Source organism: Sphingomonas cellulosilytica (assembly GCF_052321755.1).
Lineage (GTDB): Bacteria > Pseudomonadota > Alphaproteobacteria > Sphingomonadales > Sphingomonadaceae > Sphingomonas.
The window spans coordinates 73,382-91,570 of record NZ_JBQRTT010000001.1 but is presented as its reverse complement, the minus strand read 5'-3'; the positions used below and the strand labels follow the sequence as shown (position 1 = coordinate 91,570).

Sequence of the window (18,189 nt, the reverse complement as noted above, 5' to 3'; positions counted from 1 at the left end):
AATTGGGTCCTCGCAGCCCTAAGTCGCCGGTCGGCTCTCGACCAGAATGCGTCTTTCGACGGTTGGGCTTCGAACGGCAGAATCAGCTATAAACCGGCCATTCGCTGAGCGCAGGATCGTCCGGCAGCAATGCGCCCCGATCTAGGACGATTCGGGCGAACCCAGCTCAGGACAAAAGCTGCCGTCCCGTCGGCAATCGGGCGGTGCGCTGCCCCGCGCATGGAAGCGTTAGTGAGGGCGTGTCGATGAAGGCCGGCATATCGGTCGCGGGTTGGTCCAATGTGCGTTTAATGAGGCGACTGCGGATCCGCGACGTGCTCGTCATCCGAAACAGCGTCGCTGCGCCATCGCGACATGTTGGTCGTCGTCGGGTTTCGCGTGGTGACTGTTCGCCAGCGCGCCGTCGCAAGTGGCGGCAATTGTTCTTCCTTCGAGAGACGAGCCAAGCCGGCGTCGGTGAGTTCAACGCGCTGCCCATCGGCCCAGCGCATCTCGCGACCATGCTGCATCTCCTGAGGCCAACCATCGCGCCAGGAGGCGGTCTGGACCATGAGGACGTCATTATCGTCGCTGAAGGCCAGGGGGTCGCTCTCGGTCTGCCGCCAACCCAGCCGCGTGGCGATCACCGGATTGAAGATCAGCGCCTCCGAGCGCTCGCCTATGCCCGACACACGCAGATTGAGAGACAGGGCTGAAATTGCATGGCTATCCTGAAACAGTGTGATCGTGCCGTCCGCCCAGAAGGCTCTGGGCATCTGGTCAACCGCCGCCTCGAAGTCGTCGGCGTCGTCGAGTCCAACGCCACGCGTGGACAACATGTCCTCGCGAAAAAGCGAGCTCAGTTCGTAAAAGGTGTAATGACACCATTCGCTCACCACACGTTCGTCGCCCGCTGATCGCCGCAGGTCCACTCCATTGAGCCAGTCGTCGGCGCGGCTGCTCCAATTGTTGCTGGGCAAGGCTGGCCATGTCGCGTCAGTCGGTCGGGCGAGCAGTGCGTTGCGTGGTGGCAAGACGGGGCCGCCGTCGAGGCGATGGAGCAGGAGCTCGAATTGAGCCTGTGACAATCGATGCGCCCGCCAGAAATCACCGATGACGACCCGAAGCGCCCGCACCGCCACGACGATATGTGGCCGGGCGAAGGGTAGCAGCAGGCCAAGGGGTCTGAGCCTGTGCTCGAGGTCATTTGTCGCCTTCGCGCCAAATCTTGCTGATCCACCCCAGCCATTTATTAGCCGGGCGACCCTGTGGCGGATGTTGGCTGTTGGCACGCTTGCATAGCGGGACAACATGTCGATGCAGCTCTCGAACCCCTCGGTCCATGCGCCGGGATCATCGATCACGGGCGCGAGAGAGTCGGCGTCACGCAAGCTGCGATCGGTTCGATCGAGTGGCGGCAACTCGAGTATATAGATCGCTGGCAGACCAACATCGGGAATTAGCGCCGCGCCACCCCAGGCATGACTGAGGCTCTCGGCAAGCGCCGCGATGCATCCATCCTCGTGCGCAGCGAGGGGAGTCAGTGTGTCGCGAAAGGCGTCGGCGACCCGCTGATTGTCGTGGGCCTCGAATAATAGGCGAAGACCCAGCAACGTATCACGGCTATCGCCGTCGAGCAGGCGCGCGCAGGCGCGCCGGAAGATTTCCAGGTCGCCTGCTCGGACGAGCGCGAGCAACCCGTCACCCGCCTGTTCGCGCGGATCCGACGCGCCGAACCGCGCCGCGTCGAGGAACAGGCGAGCGATAAGGTCAAGATCGTCACGCGCTTGGTCGGGATCGCGCGGGATCGCGGCGACCTTTTGGAATTCCACATAACCTTGAAGCTGCTCCGCGAGCCGGTCCCACATCGCCGGCCAGTCGACCTGCTCGAATAGTAGCGGAAAAATCTCATCCACGCTCCACAGAGCCGAACCGGTGCCATGGCCGCCAACGGCCAGATCCCGCAGGAAGTCATTGCGTGCTTGCTGGTGCGCGTCATCCAGGCCGAGCAGATGCCGCGCTTGGTGATGACGAAGCAGCTTGCTGTCGGCCCAGCCGCCCCAGCCTTGGCAGTCCTTGGCGCCGTCGAGCAGCAATGTCTCGGCGAAGGCGCGATCGCCGGCCGCCAAGGCCGCCCGCGCCAGCGCGTCGCGCACCGGACGGTCGCCGACCAATTGTTCGTGGCGCGCCGCGAATGATCTAGCCTCGGCCCAAGGTTTGGCGCGCAGAATCCGCCCGATGCGCTTACCGAGCGTCGTGTTGACCAAGGTACCATAGTGCGTGTTGGTCCGCGCATCGCGACGGGCGCGATCGGCGGTCACCGCCTGTTCGATTTCCTCCCACGAGTTCAGGTCGAAATAGTCAGGCAGGCCATCGTCATCGTCATCGGTCGGGGCGACCCGCTCGGTCAGGTGTCGCGCCGCTTCGTGAGCGGCTGAGTTCTCGACGCCGCGATCGGCGAGCGCGTCGCGAAAGGCGCGCACCAAGGCTGTCCGTTTCGAGGGCATGGCATCGCGCGCCAGGCCATCGACGATGACCCGGTCGATCGCAGACAAATCCTCATCGGGCGCCAATGCTACGAGATCGTGGAGAAACTGCCCGAACCGCGTCACGCTGTGATAAGGCTCGTCATAATAAGGCAGGCACAGCGCCGTCCACGTCACCGCCAGCGGCAGCGCCAGATCGTGTCGCCGCCGCAGAATACCGCGCGCGACGGCGTCGACGAGCGCTGGCCACGGCCACGGGCCGGCGGATGCCACAGCCCAATCATAGGCGTCCCACGCCGGTGTCGGACCGCTGGCGATCGCCTCGACAAGCACCGATTTGGCGATGCGCGAGGCCTGATCATTGGCGTGCGTCTCCTCGACGCCGGCGACCTGTCGGAGCATGGTGAAAGCGCGATCAGCCGCGCCGGCGGGATCTGCGCGATTGGCGGCAGTCAGCAGGCCTTCCCAGGCGTGATACTGACCGTCCTTCTTGGCGGCGAGATAAGAGCCCAATGACTTTTCGCGCATCTCGCCGAGTAGCGCGCGCGCGCGATCGGGAAAGCCGATCGCGCCATAAGCGATGGCCAATTCGGCGAGTTGGTCGATGACATCCTGGGGTGATCGCGCGTCGTTAAAGGCGGACCGGGCTCGCTCCAGCCGCGCGACGGCGGCGACCGCGTCACCATCGGCGGCGAACATGGTCTCGGCGAAGCGGCCATGAATATAGGCGTTGTCGCGAAAACTGCAGATCTGCAGTTGCAGGCAAGCGTCGAAGGCGGCCGCGAACTTAGGCGCCACGCTGGGCACGGTGCTGACCAAGTCACAGATCGCGTTGAACAGCGGCTTGTCGATCCGCCGCACCCTGTAGCCGAGCAGGACGTCGTCGAGACGTGTCGCGACAGCGCCGGCGAGGAACGTCAGCGCCCCCTTGAGCGTCGAGGTCACCTCGGCTGCGTCGACCAAGCCTCCCGCCTTGATTCCGCCAATCGTCTTGCCGAGGCGAATGATCTGGTTCTGCGCGCCTCGGAACAGAAACTCGCTCGGCGCCGCCGCGTGGATTTCCCCCTGAATCAGCCGCGCCGCCAGCGACGCATAATCGTACAGCCGATCAACGGCATCGACCACCTCCTCGGATTTGTGCTCGAAGTTGGAGAGATCGGGAACTCGCGCCCGAGCGAAGAAACGCTTGGCGCGGTCGACATCGTCGGCGGCGAGCGCCAGCCGCGCGGCGTGCAAATGCCAAGATCCGTCAAGCGTCTCGTCCTGGGAACGCGTCTCGTAATCGGCGAGGCACCGCAGTGCCTCCGCTGCTTGAGCGGCGAGCAATCGAGCTTGGGCGCCGTCGAGCAGCAGGATCGCCAGTTTGGCGTTCGCCGATACCCCGAAGCGCGTCGCCGTTTCGGTTACGTCGCGATCGGGGCCGTGCCGCAGTGTCGCCCGCGCGAGCGCGAAGCGCAGCTTGGCGAGATACTCGCCTCTGGTCGTGTTCGAGTACACGTCCTTGTCGCTGGCCTCTTTCCCAGCGGGAATTCGGATGCGCCGCTCGATCTGCTCGTCGTCGAGCAGGATCACGGCGAGGTCGGTCCAGGTCGCGACGGCATCGGCGCCATCCTCGCCAACGCCGTCGTCGAACCACTTCCAGGGACTCTTGCGATCGAACAGCCGCCGCGCGCGCTCGGGGAGATCGGCGTCGAGCAACGCGTTGATGACGTGCCATTCGTCGCCAACCACATGATGCGACTCAAGCTGGCCTTCCGCCAAGTCGAGCGCGCCGGCGGCGATTTGCGCCTCGATCAGTTGCTGGGCGGTGCCGAGTGCGTCCTGGCGTCGCCAGATCTCATCCTTGGCGAGCATCAGATCGAACAAGGTCTCGGGCGCCGGCGTGGGCCCGATGCAGCGGAAGGCGTCCTCGATATCCTTGGCCACATCGAGGCTCCGGCGCCCATCGATGAACTGGCCGACGAAGTAGCGGCGGCTGGCCAAGGCGGTCGCCTGATCCCGATCACCGGCGAGGAAGCAGTAGCGAAAAGCCAGGAAACGTTGATCGCTGCCACTCGGCGCGACCTTGGCGAGCGACGCGAGCTCGCGATAGATCGTCTCTTCCGCGAGGGCGGGATCAGGCTTGCCGTAGAGCTCGATCGCCTGTTGGCGCAGAAACAGACGAAAGCTGTTGTGGAACACACGCCACGCATCACCCGCGTAATCGATCAGATGATGCGCCAGCCTGAAGGCTTGGTCGACGGCCTGACTGGACAGCCACCGCGCGAGAAGCGTCGGTTCGATCCGTCCCTCGACAAAGCCGAGGACGAACAGCACCTTGGCGACGTCCGCGCCAGCCGCGCGGGCCTCTCGCCAGGCCTTGCCGTAGATCTTCTCGAGATCGCCATCATATTCGAAGCCGCCGGCAAGCAAGGCGTCGCGTTGCGCCGGCGAGGCGAGCCGTAGCTTGTCCAGCAGATAATGGGTCACTAGCGGGTGACCTTGGCTGACCGCGAAGACCTCGGCTGTCGCGACATTTCCATCGAGACCCATCGACCGGATCATGTCGCTGACGGCGACCTCATCGAGCGGGACAATATCGACCCGACGCCCGCTTTGGCCCGCTTGATCGCGAACCTCTGGCGGGATGTCGGCGAGATCGATCCGCTGGCTGCCAAGGACGAAGAGGACGCCGGGCGGGGTGCTTTGCGGCAGCGGCAGCGCGCGCAAGAAGCTGGCCTCGGGACGCTCCTCGCGCGGGACATGATCGAGACCGTCGACGACGATGATCGTCAATTGCTGGTCGGTCGCGTAACGCTTGCCCGCGCCCTTGAGCAGGCGCTCGAAGGTTTCGCGCCGTTGCTCGAGCGTGTCGTCCTTGGCGCGCGCGGGCTGATGACCAAGGCCGAAAAGCTGGCTGTTAATGTCAGCGAGAAAGTTGGCGTCGCCGCCGCGCCCCTGGCCCTGCGCTTCGCCGGGCACGAACGCGAGATAGCGTACCACATCGCGCCCCGGGCCTGGCTGGATGAAGCGTTCAAGCAGGGTCGACTTGCCGGCGCCTGGCGGCCCGAGCAATGAGATATAGCCTGTGGTGTGCGTGCTGAGCGCGGCCTCGAGGTCGGCCTCCGTCGCTTCGTTGCTCTGAACGTGCGCGCCGAGTGGAAAGCGATGCTCGAAGCGAAGCTGAAACCGGTCTGCCCAGCCCAATTCATTGAGCAATTCCCGACGCGTCCATCGGGTCTGGCCATCCTCTCCGCTGGCGAGATCTCCCAGCTTATGGGCCAGCTCGATGACTTGAGTGCGCGCGCCGTCGTCGAGCGCGGCGTTCAGCTCGATCTTGGAGGGTGCTCCGAGGATGATCGAGAGACGGCTGAGAAATCGCTCGAAATCGGTGACGGATAAGCCCGAATTCTTGAGCAGATCGTCAATGATCGGTCGCCACACAGTCGCTCGCCAGTCGACCAGCGAGCGTTGGCGATGACTGGCGAGCACCTTGAAGAAGTCCGCCGAGTCCTTACCCGGCACGCCGAATTGCCCCTTGTCGCCGGTTGCGGCGTAATGCGACGTCACATAGCGCAGCTCGATCGCGTTGCCCGGGAAGGCCCGCTCCAACATGATGAACGTGCCGGCGCAGTCGGCGATGACGTTGTCCGCGCCGAGCAGCAACCCACGCACGCCGACGGGCTTCGGCTTGTCCGACGATTTATATTGATGGCCGACGACCCGCCCGGCGGTGCCGATGACGAAGTCGTCGAACATCCCAGCCTCGTCGTCCGCAAGCGCGATGAACGTCAGCGTTCCGTCGAGAATGGTTTGGTAAGCTAGCACGGCGGACGCGCGGTCCTGATAATTGAAGCCGCGCCGCGCGCGGCGTTCACCTGATCCCGGGGTGTTAGTCATCGCGCGGCTCGCGCGTCCCGACGATCGCGGCCGTTGCTCGTGGCGCCGTCATGCCGTCTTATCCAACCTCATCCGTTGCCCGGCTCCTGTAGCCGCTCCTGAAGCGCAGTGGCGTAGTCCTCGACGTCGCTCCGCAGGATAATCGGGATCCGCGAACAGACTGGCAAGGCGTTCGATATGATCGGCATGGCGATCGCGTCCAGCATCGAGCAGGGCCTCGAGTTACGGAAGCGGAGAAGCGCATCCAACGTGCGATCTTGGAGTTGCCATAAGGAGGGTATAGCCGGTCGGCCGGCCCAATTCTGCGTTAGCGCAGGGCTGCATGGCCAGCTGGAGGTCCGCATTCGACACTGACCTCCTAGAACTTGCCAGTCTGCTGCCGGCCCAATTTCCGCTATTGCCGACGCGCTACTCGCTCGGCTCGCTCACGAGCTTTCGTGACATTGACGATGCGTGCGGAGATTTCCGGGTCGTCGGCCAGTCGCTGGCGGTAGTCGGCAAATCCGCCGCCGGTGAGGTCAGCGAACCGAGGGAAGAAATGCCCGCGAATGAGGCTGTTCATCCGCCCTCCGGCATTTTTCAGCTCCAGGATGAGCGCATCAAGATCTGATGCCGAAACGAGCGTGCTACCATTATACAGCGGATCGTTGTCGATCGGTACATCACACTTGCCGGCTCTTTTCACGGCAACGATAGATTCGGCGAAACTATGCTGGTCGTCGGGCGGTAGCAGGGCGAGTTCCGTCTCGAAACCTTCCGCTATAGCCCACACGCGGTGGGCAAGTTCATCGCGCTTCGCGGCAGGAGATTTCACCAAGCGCAGCACAACCTTGACAAGATCGGACGTGGCTGGATCTAAACGATGTGCAGCCTGTGCGACGATCGCGTCCACACGACGGTCCCATCCCTTGAGGCCATCGAAATTGCTCCTGGCGGCGAGATCGGCATCGGTCACAAGCGTGAAGAGCTGATTCAGCTGCTTTTCTAGTGCGCTCCACCGGGCAAAAACACTGGCGATCCGGGGGCTCAGCAACGTTATCGCCGGCTGCCCCAAGACCGGCTCCTCCCAGATTGTGATCTTGGTTCCGACGGGGATCGAGCGAGCGCTTATCGACACAGCGCCAATATGTGGAGCCGAGTGGCTTCTATCAACTCCTCGGCTGCTCGCTATGAAAAGTGGCAGCTGAGCCAGCCGCCACTGTAAACAGAGCGCGCCGATGCGAACGACTGGTACCGCGAGGCCGTCTCCCGAAAGGCGTCTGTCTGTTCCCGGCCAGGTTATGTCGTTCTGCGATGCCGGTCGGGCGAGCGCTGAACGACGGCTTCTGACGATAGTTGCCGTTCGGCAGGGCGCATACAAATGGCAGGATTGTCCCACATCTCACCATCTCCGCCGTCACCGATCAAGGTGTCGGGTGAACCTGAATGGACGTCCGAAGTTGGGTAGCGCGAAACGACCGTCGAATGTCGTGTTGTGGGTCGATGCTGCCATCATTGCGCAAGCGAGTCGTCCAGCGGGTGGGGCATCACCTCGTTGCGTTGAGAATGACGGCAACGGTCTCCTCCGGCGTGTCCCACATTGGGAAGTGCCCGCTAGCATCAAACCAGTGGAGCTCGGCGCCGGGAAAGGCTGCCTGCGCGCGCGCAGCCTGTCTGGGGAGACAGAGCCGGTCGTGCCTGCCCCACCCAATGACGACACGGCCGGTGCCGGCAGTGGCGGGACCGGACTGCTCAGGTCCCGTGGCAAGGCTCCGGACCAGCGCATCGAACGTCGGCGTTTTACTGAGACCTTCCAGCTCGGTCGCGACGGTCTCCCCGTCAAGCGCCCAAGGACGCGCGGAGAGCTGAGCGAGCAGCGCCGTGCGCGACGCTGGGTTTCGGCTCAACGCCGGCAAGCCGGGCCGGATGGCCCGCAGCAAGCGACCGGAGGCGCCGATGGTAGTTCTGAAGAAGGTGCGCTCCCAGCCTCGCCAGAAGCCGCCAGGATCAAGCGCGACAACGTTGCCGACGAGCCCGCGCCGCGCGAGCTCAAGCACAATCCGCGCGCCCATGGAACTGCCGACGACATCGACGCCAGACAAGCCAGCCTCCGCGATGTAGCGCTCGACGCTGCCGACCAAGCCATCGAACGTCTCGCTGTCGGGCTCGGCAAGGGTGGCCCCATGGCCGGGAAGGTCGATCGCGATGACCTTCCGCGAGGCGCTGAGTGGGTCCAAGACGGTGCTCCACGATCGCCAACTCCCGCCCAGGCCGTGGATCAGAAGCAGCGTGCGGCCAGTGCCGCGCTCAATCGTGTTCATGCCGTCACCGCCTCGTCGTTGTGAGAAGCTCAACGAGCACGGTCGCTTCGCGGGCCCGGCCTTTATTGGCTGACTGCGGTACAGATCGGCCCCTATGCCCACGCCGAAAGGCGGTGGGGCCGGGTAAGGCTGCCTGTTCAGAAAAGGGTCTTTGGCATGAACGAGCGGCCGCTTTCGGGCAGCGTCTGCCTCACTGCGAATGTCGGCTTCTGGGTCCGCCTGTCGCTGGACGATGCCAGCACAGGCGGACGGATTCCCGGTGGAAGCTTAGGCGCCGGCGATCCGCGAGGCTGTCTCGCGATAGCTGTGGAGCGGGCGGCCCAGCAACGCGGTTAGGCGCTCGACGTCGCCAGCCTCGGGGATCATGCCATCGCTGACGTAGCGCTCGGCCATCAGCCGCATTTCATAGGCGGTCCATTTGGGCATGAACGTCGCCATGTTGGCCTCGAACCCGCTGGGATCGTCGCCGCCATAGGCAACTGGGCGGCCGAGCACGTCCGACCAGATCGCGGCCACCGTCTCCCCGGTCAGCGTGTGCGGCCCGACGACATTGATCGTCTCGATCGGCAGCGCCGTTTCCGCGGTGTCGCGGCGGATCAGCTCAATCGCGGCGACCTCGGCGATGTCGCGGGCGTCGACCATCGCGACGCCCTTGTCGCCGATCGGCATCGGATAGACGCCATGGTTTAGGATCACGTCCTTCACCATGACCTCGTTGTCGATGAAGTAGGTCGGGCGGAGAATGGTTGCGCCGAAGCCCATGGCCTCCAGCATCCGCTCGGCGCCGTACTTCACCGCAAAGTGCGGCACGTTGACGGCCCGGTCGGCATCGAAGACCGAAAGGTAGACCACGCGCTCGATCCCGGCCTCGCGTGCCAGGTTGAGCGTGACGATCGCCTGGGTGAATTCGTCGCCGGTGACGGCGTTGAGGAGGAACAGTGTGCGGACGCCGGCGAGAGCGGAACGCACCGCGTCGATGTCGAGCAGCTCGCCTTGCGCCACCTCTACGCCAGCGGAAACGGACACCTTGGCGCGATCGCGTGTGAGCACGCGGACATCGGCGCCGCGTTGGACGAGCTGGTCGACGACGTGGCGGCCGACGCGGCCGGTGGCCCCTGTGACAAGAATGGTCATGGCATTTGCTCCTTCGCTAGGGTCAGGACCCATTGATGTGAGCGTTGCGATCTGATTCAGGCTCCGCAAGGAGACCAGAATGAGCGACCTGTTTTGGCTGACGGATGAGCAGATTGAGCGGCTGCGGCCGTTCTTTCCCAAAAGCCACGGCAAGCCGAGGGTGGACGACCGGCGGGTGCTGAGTGGCATCGTATTCGTCAACCGCAATGGGCTGCGCTGGCGCGACGCACCCAGCGAGTACGGCCCGCACAAAACGCTATATAATCGGTGGAAGCGTTGGGGCGAGGCCGGTGTGTTCACGCGAATGATGGAAGGTCTGGCTGCAACTGGCGCCGAGCCGCAGACGGTCATGATCGACGCAACCTACCTGAAGGCGCACCGCACGGCATCGAGCCTGCGGGTTAAAAAGGGGATCTTGGCCGCCTGATCGGCCGCACCAAAGGCGGCATGAACACCAAGCTCCACGCAGTAGCCGATGCGAACGGGCGCCCCTTGAGCTTCTTCATGACCGCAGGCCAGGTCAGCGACTACACCGGCGCAGCAGCGCTGCTCGATGACATGCCAAAGGCACAGTGGCTGCTCGGCGACCGCGGCTATGACGCCGACTGGTTCAGGGACGCTCTCCAAGCCAAGGGCATCCAGCCTTGCATCCCGGGCCGGCGATCGCGCAACGAGCCGGTCGGATACGACAAGCGCCGCTACCGGCGCCGCAACCGCATTGAGATCATGTTCGGCCGTCTGAAGGACTGGCGCCGCGTCGCCACCCGCTACGACCGCTGCCCCACCGCCTTCTTCTCCGCCGTCGCCCTAGCTGCCACTGTCATCTTCTGGCTGTGATCAACGAGTCCTGACCCTAGGTCTTGCTGACCGGGCGAAGATGCGTGATCCGTGGTTGTGCAACTAGTCGCGCGATCTGGACGCGGCGTCTCACTGGTGGAACGACATGGATCTGCTTGCGCTCGCCGACTTTACGCTCGTCGCCCGCCACGGCGGTTTCAGCAAGGCGGCGCGCGCCGCGCGGCGGCCAAAGGCAACTCTATCGCGGCGCGTTGCAGAGTTGGAGGCGGCGCTTGACCTGCGTCTGTTCGAGCGGGGTCGCGGCGATCTCAAGCTGACGGAGGAAGGACGCACGCTCTTCGAGCGTGCCGGCGCATTGCTAAGCGAGTTGGAGGAGACCGCCACGGCGATCGCGTCGGGTGGCGAGCGGGTGCGGGGTCGGTTGCGGATCAGCGTGCCCCTGTTGTTCGGGCAGGTGGCGATGGGACGGCTGGCGGCCGAGTTCGTGCGGCAGCACCCCGAGGTGCGCCTTGAGGTGACGACCGACGACCGGGCGGTAGACATGATTGAGGAAGGCTACGACCTAGTGATTCGCGTCGACCCTGCGGTTGACGAGACGCTGGTTGGTCGCCCGTTCCTGCACGACCGACTGGCGGTGGTGGCCGTGCCCGGCGTCCTGCCGCCGACTGACGCGGCGGTGCCGGTCGTGGTTCGCGGCGATGATGCCACGACGATCTGGTCGGTGAGCGCCGCGGATGGATTAACGGAGGTCAGGGTCGAACCGGTCATGCGGCTGTCGTCCATGGTCATGATCCGCGACGCGGTTCGCGCCGGGGGCGGGGCGGCGCGCTTGCCGATGTCTCTTGTCGGCCGTGATATTGCCGACGGTCGGCTCGCGCACTGGGGCGACGTGGCGGGCTCCGACATCTCGCTATGGGCTCTTTATGCGAGCCGCAGGCTGCTCAACGCCAGGGTGGCTGCATTACTGGCGTTTCTGCGGCGATCGTTCCCCGCTGGGACGCCGGAGGAGCTTGCCGCCTACATTGAGGGGTGAAGGCGAGCGCGAAACCGTTCAAGATGGGAAAGCTGGGCGCCTGAAGAGAGCAGGCCCAGGAGAGCATAGGCGTTGCCGTCGACATTAACGAGCGGCCGAAGTTGGGTAGTCAATCGTGGGCGGCGAATGACTACAAGTGGGTCCAGTGCTCAGCGCGACTGGATTGATCATAGCAACACCATCCACCGGCACCTCGCCCTCCGTGCTTGAGCAGTCGAGGTGATAAGCAGCGTTAGTGCCGCCGTCGCGATCCGACATGCCCGTAACCCGCGCGCGTGCGGTTCGCGACCCAGGGATAGCGGCGCGCCGCCGCCTCGGTATAGCCGAGGTTGAAGACGGTCGGGCTCTTCGCCGGCCGGTCACGCCGGGTGTAGAGCGTCCCGAACAGGCGATCCCAGGCAAAATTGGTGATGCCGAAATTGCCGCTTTCATCGTGAAAGTGGTGTTCCATGTGCCGCCGCTTCATGTCCGCAAGCCATGGGTGGCGAGGCTTCCAGCCGAGATGCTGCACGCAATGCGCAAATTCGTAGAAGCAGGAGCACAGCAGGCCGGCTGCGAGTCCGGCCAGCGCACCGCCGGTGCCGCCGATCAGCCAGCCGGGCAGCGCCGCCACCAGCAGCAGCGTCGGCAACGTGGTGTAAAGAGCGCCGAACAGGATCTCGAGCCGGTCGGGATCCATGTGATGATCGTAGTGGATGCGCTTCCACGTCGCCGCCAGTACGGGGGTCCGGAACATCCAGCGGCTGTGCAGCACCCAGCGATGCAGCACATACCATATCAACGGATAGGCGAACGCGATCAGCAGCACGGTCGCGACGGTCGGAATCGCCGCCGCCGGCCAGCGGGCAAAGGCGATGAGGCAGGCGGCGGTGAGCGCCAGATAGACGATCACCGCGTAATGGCTGAAATAGGCCCGGACGAGATCGGCCAGGTCCATGCGGCCGAGATGATGACTGCGCTGCCAGAAGGGGGCGGGTGACGTGAGCTGGTCCATGGCCGTCCGCCTAGCGCACCGCGCGCGTCGGCCGTTTGACCGCGGTCAAAGGGGCGTCAGTGTCGCATCAGCACCTGCGCGATGCCGGCACGCACCGGCGAGAGGCGGGCGGCGGCGTGGAGCAACGCGGGCCGTGCGATCCGGGCACCGGGGCGCGCGTCGGTGTAGAGCCGCACGATCGCCTCGGTCGCGGCGAACAGCGGGCCGGCGGCAAGCCGATGTGCCGCCTCGTAGCGGCGCAGCAGCGACGGCGCGGCAATGTCCCCGCCTGTCGCCGCCGCCTTTCGCACCAGCGCAGCGAGCGACGCGGCACTGCGTAGTCCCAAGTTGAACCCATGCGCCGTCACCGGATGCATTCCGACTGCCGCATCGCCGATCAGCGCCGCGTGCGGCGCGGCGAAGTGCGTGCTCCACACGGTGGCGAGCGGATAGGCGTAGACGCGCCCCAGCGCCTCCATCGCCCCGAGCCGCGCATCGGTGCGGCGGGTAAGTTCGGCGGACAAGGCAGCGGGGGGCAGAGCGGCCACGCGCGCGGCAAGGTCGGTCGGCAGGGTCAGCACGACCGACGATACCCGCCCGGCGAGCGGCAGCAGCGCCACTGTCTGGTCATAGCCGAACGATTCGGTGGCGACGTGATCGTGATCGCGCGCGTGCGCCGCCCGGACCAGCAGCATCGTGCGGCCCAGATGCTGGACACGCGCCGGGATGCCGAGCGCGGCGCGCGTGGCGGAGAACCGGGCGTCTGCGGCGACGAGCAAAGGCGCGGTGATCCTTCGCCCGTCATCCAACGTCACCGCGACGCCGCGGCCGTGCCGCCGCACCTGGGCAACGCCGATGCCCGTTTCCCACGACAGCCGTGGCTGATCCTGCACCGTGGCAAACATTGCGCGGCGCAGATGATGGTTGGCGACCAATTGGCCCAGACGGTCCGTGCTGCCTTTGCCGGGCGCGAACGACAAGGCGAAGGGAGAGCGGCCATCCAGGACACGCGCCTCGCGCAGCGGTGCCACCGCACCCGCAGGGATGGTGTCCCAGGCGCCCAGTTCGCGCAGCGTGGCCTCGGAGCGATGCGTCAGCGCGATCTCGCGGCCATCGTCGGCGGGATCGGCAAGGGCGGCGCGCGGCTGTCGCTCGATCAGCGTGATGGAAAGGTCGCTGCCCGCGAGGCCTCGCACGAAGGCAAGTCCCGCCGGGCCGCCGCCCACCACGATCACGTCAGTTTGCATGATCGCAGGGGTTTGCAAGATGGGAGTCTGCATGATCGCGGGGGTAGGAGCCGGTCCATTTGTTCGCTTTGACCGCCGTCAATGCCGCTTCGCCGTGGCGGGACCAGGAACGGTCCGAAGGAGAAGCGTCGCCATGAACCGCAGCCCGCTACAAGGCAGCGTCGTGCCGTTTGCGCGTCGCTGGCACGTCATCGATGAGATCGATCTCGTCCGCCTAGCCGGCGAGCATCGCCGCCGCGTCGATTTGTGCGCCCAGGCGGAGGCGATCGCCGACGCGCTGCCGCGCTGGCCTGACGCCGATATCGTGTCCCCATTCCTCGCGGCGCTGAACGGGATCGCCGCGCGAGAAGGCGACGAGTGCGCGTTGCTCGACGCGATGCTGCTGCACGGGCATGACGATCCGTTGGCCGAGACGCTGTTGCAGCACATTCGCCAACGGCACGCTGCAGACGGCGAGTGCGCGCGCGAACTCGTCGCTGCGCTGGCCGAGGGGGACGATCGGCCGTGCAGCGAGACGCTGGGATACATGCTGCGCGGCTTCTTCAGCAGTTGCCGGCGGGCGATCGATTTCGAACAGGTGACGATCCTGGCGCTCGCCGGCCACCGGCTGACGCAGGACGCACGCGCGCTGATCGTCGACGCGCTGGCGGATGGACTGTACGCCTGACGCTCAGGCCGCCTCGGCGCGGGCGACCAGGGCCGCCCTGTCGCTGATCGTGATTGCCCGCCCGCCGGGCAGGCCGATGACGCCGCTCTGCTTCATGCGTGTCAGCTGGCGGCTCACCGTCTCGATCGTCATGCCCAGCACGTCGGCGATCTGGCCGCGCGTCAGCGGCAGGTCGAACGTCACCGGCCCGTCGCGGCTCGCGCGGCAACCGCTGTCGCCAACCCGCGCCGCCATGTCGAGCAGGAAGCCGGCGAGTTTCTCGCCCGCCGACTTGCGCGCCAGCACCAGCATGCGGCCGCGCGCGTCAATCAGCGATTCGAACGTGCGCTGCAGCAGCAGCCGCTCCATGCGCTGATGATCCTCCAGCACGCGCTCGAACGCGGCGCGGGGAAAGACGCACAATTCGGCATCGGTCAGCGCGGTCAGCGTGAAATCCACCTCGCCGGCATAGGGCTGGCCGAAGAAGTCGGCGGGGTAGAGCAGGCCGACCGTCTGTTCGCGTCCGTCGGCGGTCGCGGCGACCAGCTTCAGCACGCCCGACAGCAGATTGCCGCAGACCACGGCTTCGTCGCCCGCCCAGGCGATCGTCTGGCCCCGGTCCACCCGGCGGCGCTGGCCGATGGCGTTGAGCGCGACCAGTTCGGAATCGTCCAGGCTGCCGCACAAAGCCCGGTCGCGTACCGCGCAATCGGCGCAGATGTCGTTGGGGATCATGATCGCGCCATAGCGTACCCATGATCCCCTGTCGTCGGGACAGATTGTCCCAGGGTCAGCCGTGCGGCGGTGCGTCATCCTCGTGCGGCAGATGGAATTCGTGCCAGATGCCGTTGAGGATGCCGAAGCCGATCGCGAGGCCGAGGCCCAGGACCCAGGAAAAGTACCACATGGTCGGCGTCCTTTCTCAATAGAAGTCGGGGTTGGTGCGCACGTCGTCGCTGGTCACGCGGCCGAACATCACGCGGTACGCCCAGGCGGTGTAGGCGAGCACGATCGGCAGGAAGACGAGCGTGACGAACAGCATGATGCCCAGCGTCTTGTGGGTCGACGACGCGTTCCACACGGTCAGGCTGCTGTGCGCGTCGATGCTGGAGGGCAGGATGAACGGGAACATGGACACGCCGACGGTGGCGATGATCCCGGTCGCCGCGAGCGATGATCCGGTGAAGGCCAGCGCCTCCCGTCCCGTGCGGATGCCGACGAGCGCCAGTGCGGCGCCGGCAAAGCCCAGTACGGGGAGCGTAATCATCCAGGGATAGCGGGCATAATTGTCGAGCCAGGCGCCGCCCGCGCGCTCGGCCGTCATGCGCAGCGGGTTGGAAGGGCCGAATGGATCGGCTGTGCCGACGATGCGATAGCCGATGTCGCCCCAGGCCACGAAGGCGAAGCCGACCGCGAACAACACGATGGAGAGGGTCGCCGCGACCGTGCCGAAGCGGCGCGCCCGGTCGTGGACGGGACCATGCTCGACCTTGATCGCCAGCCACGCCGCGCCGTGTAGCACCAGCATCGCGACCGACAACAGCCCGCAGAGCAGGCTGAACGGCGTGAACAGTCCCGGCAACGTGCCCTCGTAGAAGGATCGCAGGTCGCCATCGAGGCGGAAGGGCGCGCCGAGCAGCACGTTGCCGACCGCGACGCCGAAGACGAGCGCGGGCACGAACCCGCCGACGAACAGTGCCCAGTCCCAGCGCGTGCGCCAAGCCGGATCGGGCTTCTTGGATCGATACTTGAAGCCGACCGGCCGCAGGATCAGCGCGGCCAGCACCAGGAACATCGCGAGGTAGAAGCCCGAGAAGCTGACCGCATAGACGAACGGCCACGCGGCGAAGATCGCGCCGCCGCCGAGGATGAACCAGACCTGGTTCCCCTCCCACGTCGGGCCGATGGAGTTGATGACCATCCGCCGTTCGGCATCGTCGCGCGCGACGAACGGCAGCAGCGCGGCGACGCCGAGGTCGAAGCCGTCGGTCAGCGCGAAGCCGATCAGCAGCACGCCCAGCAGCGCCCACCAGATCAGGCGCAGCATCTCATAATCGAACATGTCCCAATCCTTATTGTCAGGCGGTGACGGGAATGGCGGCGGGGATCGGACCGGGTGCGGGCTGGTCGCTGCGCTCCTCCGGGCCGTGCGCGATGGCGGCGAGGATCAGCCGCACCTCGATCACCGCGAGCACACCATACAACGCGGTGAAGCCGGCGAGCGTCGTCCACAAGGCTCCGCGCGTCAGCGAGCTGGTGGCGAGGAAGGTCGGCAGCACGCCCTCGATCGCCCAGGGCTGTCGGCCCAGTTCGGCGACGACCCAGCCCAGCTCGATCGCGATCCACGGCAGCGGAATGGCGGCCACCGCGAGGCGGAGGAACCAGCGCGCATCCATGTGCATCCGCAGCGAACACAGGGCGAAGGCGGTGGCGAACAGCGCGATCATCGCAAAGCCGATCCCCGCCATGACGCGGAAGCTCCAGAAGAGCAGGCCGACATCGGGCACCGTGTCCCACGCCGCCGCTTCGATCTGTTTGGATGTCGCGGCGCGGGGGTCGTCGACCTGCCGCTTGAGCAGCAGGGCATAGCCGAGGTCACGCTTGTGCGCCTCGAACCGGGCGCGCTGGCCCATGTCCTGCGGGTTCGCCTTCAGCCGCTGAACCGCATCATAGGCGATCACGCCCGAGGTGATCCGCTCCTGCGCTTTCAGCACCAATTCGGACATGCCGGTGACGGTGCCGTCCAGGCTGCGCGTCGCGATCAGGCCGAGCAGCCACGGGATCTCGACCTTGTACCGCGTCTCGCGCGCGACGGTGTCGGGATAGCCGAACAGGGTCAGGCCGGACGGGCCGGGTTCCGTGTGCCAGACCGCCTCGATCGCGGCGAGCTTCATCTTCTGGTTGTCGGTCAGCGCATAGCCGCTCTCGTCGCCCAGCACGACGACCGACAGCGACGAGGCGAGGCCGAACGCCGCCGCCACCGTCATCGACCGGCGCGCGACCGGCAGGAACCGCCCCTTGAGCAGCCAGAAGGCCGAGACACCCAGCACCACGACCGATGCGCAGACATAGCCTGCGCTGACGGTGTGGACGAACTTGGCCTGGGCGACGGGATTGAACAGCACCGCGCCGAAATCGGCCACCTCCATCCGCATCGTGTCGGGATTGAACGCCGCACCGACCGGATTCTGCATCCAGCCATTGGCGATCAGGATCCACAGCGCCGACAGATTGGTGCCCAGCGCGACCATGAAGGTGACGATCAGATGGCCCAGCTTCGACAACCGGTCCCAGCCGAAGAACATCAGGCCGACGAACGTCGCCTCTAGGAAGAAGGCCATCAGCCCCTCGATCGCCAGGGGCGCGCCGAAGATGTCGCCGACATAATGCGAGAAATACGACCAGTTGGTGCCGAACTGGAATTCCATCGTCAGGCCCGTGGCGACGCCCAGCACGAAGTTGATGCCGAAGATCTTGCCCCAGAAGCGCGTCGTCACCCGCCACACCGGGCGGTTGGTCATGACATAGACCGATTCCATGATGACCAGCATCATCGACAGGCCCAGCGTCAGCGGCACGAACAGGAAATGATACAAGGCGGTAGCGGCGAATTGCAGCCGCGACAGGTCGACGACCCCCGGATCCATATGACGTCTCCAATATGAGGAGCACCCCGGCCCCTTCCTAGCGGTCGCTACGATCCCGTTCCGGCGC

Annotated in this window: 14 protein-coding genes; 3 read left to right on the top strand and 11 right to left on the bottom strand. The window is 65.6% G+C overall.

From position 1 onward, the window contains the following. Window positions 1-287: 287 nt before the first annotated feature. The 5 genes from ACTZQ5_RS00380 to ACTZQ5_RS00360 all read right to left on the bottom strand — a co-directional run bounded on the left by ACTZQ5_RS00380 (window position 288) and on the right by ACTZQ5_RS00360 (window position 9,778). Window positions 288-6,344: a hypothetical protein gene (locus tag ACTZQ5_RS00380; RefSeq protein WP_443583172.1), complete on the bottom strand. Its 6,057-nt coding sequence runs from the start codon at window positions 6,342-6,344 to the stop codon at window positions 288-290. Window positions 6,345-6,412: 68 nt separating this feature from the next. Further along, window positions 6,413-6,550 (bottom strand): hypothetical protein, encoded by a 138-nt coding sequence (locus tag ACTZQ5_RS00375; protein WP_443583171.1) that lies wholly within the window; start codon window positions 6,548-6,550, stop codon window positions 6,413-6,415. A 188-nt stretch (window positions 6,551-6,738) separates the two neighbouring features. Beyond that, a complete protein-coding gene (locus tag ACTZQ5_RS00370; RefSeq protein ID WP_443583170.1) occupies window positions 6,739-7,398 on the bottom strand; it encodes a hypothetical protein in 660 nt (219 codons plus the stop codon). Between the two features lie 472 nt (window positions 7,399-7,870). Beyond that, complete coding sequence (locus tag ACTZQ5_RS00365) at window positions 7,871-8,644, bottom strand: alpha/beta fold hydrolase (protein WP_443583169.1); 774 nt, start codon at window positions 8,642-8,644, stop codon at window positions 7,871-7,873. Window positions 8,645-8,911: 267 nt separating this feature from the next. Further along, window positions 8,912-9,778 carry an SDR family oxidoreductase gene (locus ACTZQ5_RS00360; RefSeq protein ID WP_443583168.1) on the bottom strand — a complete coding sequence of 289 codons (867 nt, stop codon included), beginning with the start codon at window positions 9,776-9,778 and terminating at the stop codon, window positions 8,912-8,914. 79 nt (window positions 9,779-9,857) lie between these two features. Between ACTZQ5_RS00360 and ACTZQ5_RS00355 the strand changes: the two genes are divergently transcribed. Both ACTZQ5_RS00355 and ACTZQ5_RS00350 read left to right on the top strand, forming a co-directional pair. Beyond that, window positions 9,858-10,615, top strand: a protein-coding gene (locus tag ACTZQ5_RS00355) for an IS5 family transposase (RefSeq protein ID WP_443583167.1) whose coding sequence is annotated in 2 segments (ribosomal slippage) — window positions 9,858-10,191 and window positions 10,191-10,615 — 759 coding nt in all. Because the reading frame shifts where the segments join, the coding sequence is not laid out codon by codon here. 106 nt (window positions 10,616-10,721) lie between these two features. Beyond that, window positions 10,722-11,609, top strand: coding sequence for a LysR family transcriptional regulator (locus ACTZQ5_RS00350; RefSeq protein ID WP_443583166.1), 888 nt, complete (start codon window positions 10,722-10,724; stop codon window positions 11,607-11,609). Between the two features lie 232 nt (window positions 11,610-11,841). Here the strand turns inward: ACTZQ5_RS00350 and ACTZQ5_RS00345 are convergent, their stop codons facing one another. After that, window positions 11,842-12,603 carry a sterol desaturase family protein gene (locus ACTZQ5_RS00345; RefSeq protein ID WP_443583165.1) on the bottom strand — a complete coding sequence of 254 codons (762 nt, stop codon included), beginning with the start codon at window positions 12,601-12,603 and terminating at the stop codon, window positions 11,842-11,844. A 56-nt stretch (window positions 12,604-12,659) separates the two neighbouring features. Further along, window positions 12,660-13,829, bottom strand: a complete 1,170-nt coding sequence (gene ubiM, locus ACTZQ5_RS00340) for a 5-demethoxyubiquinol-8 5-hydroxylase UbiM (RefSeq protein WP_443583164.1) — start codon at window positions 13,827-13,829, stop codon at window positions 12,660-12,662. 133 nt (window positions 13,830-13,962) lie between these two features. Between ubiM and ACTZQ5_RS00335 the strand changes: the two genes are divergently transcribed. After that, window positions 13,963-14,496 carry a hypothetical protein gene (locus tag ACTZQ5_RS00335; RefSeq protein WP_443583163.1) on the top strand — a complete coding sequence of 178 codons (534 nt, stop codon included), beginning with the start codon at window positions 13,963-13,965 and terminating at the stop codon, window positions 14,494-14,496. Window positions 14,497-14,499: 3 nt separating this feature from the next. Here the strand turns inward: ACTZQ5_RS00335 and ACTZQ5_RS00330 are convergent, their stop codons facing one another. Genes ACTZQ5_RS00330 through ACTZQ5_RS00315 form a run of 4 tightly spaced genes read right to left on the bottom strand, consistent with a single transcriptional unit; the run spans window position 14,500 to window position 18,122 of the window. Then, window positions 14,500-15,210: a Crp/Fnr family transcriptional regulator gene (locus ACTZQ5_RS00330; RefSeq protein WP_443583162.1), complete on the bottom strand. Its 711-nt coding sequence runs from the start codon at window positions 15,208-15,210 to the stop codon at window positions 14,500-14,502. A gap of 55 nt (window positions 15,211-15,265) precedes the next feature. Further along, a complete protein-coding gene (cydX, locus tag ACTZQ5_RS00325; RefSeq protein WP_443583161.1) occupies window positions 15,266-15,382 on the bottom strand; it encodes a cytochrome bd-I oxidase subunit CydX in 117 nt (38 codons plus the stop codon). Between the two features lie 15 nt (window positions 15,383-15,397). Further along, window positions 15,398-16,537 (bottom strand): cytochrome d ubiquinol oxidase subunit II, encoded by a 1,140-nt coding sequence (gene cydB / locus ACTZQ5_RS00320; RefSeq protein WP_443583160.1) that lies wholly within the window; start codon window positions 16,535-16,537, stop codon window positions 15,398-15,400. Between the two features lie 16 nt (window positions 16,538-16,553). After that, on the bottom strand, window positions 16,554-18,122 hold the full coding sequence (locus ACTZQ5_RS00315; RefSeq protein ID WP_443583159.1) for a cytochrome ubiquinol oxidase subunit I: 1,569 nt from the start codon (window positions 18,120-18,122) through the stop codon (window positions 16,554-16,556). Between the last annotated feature and the right edge of the window lie 67 nt (window positions 18,123-18,189).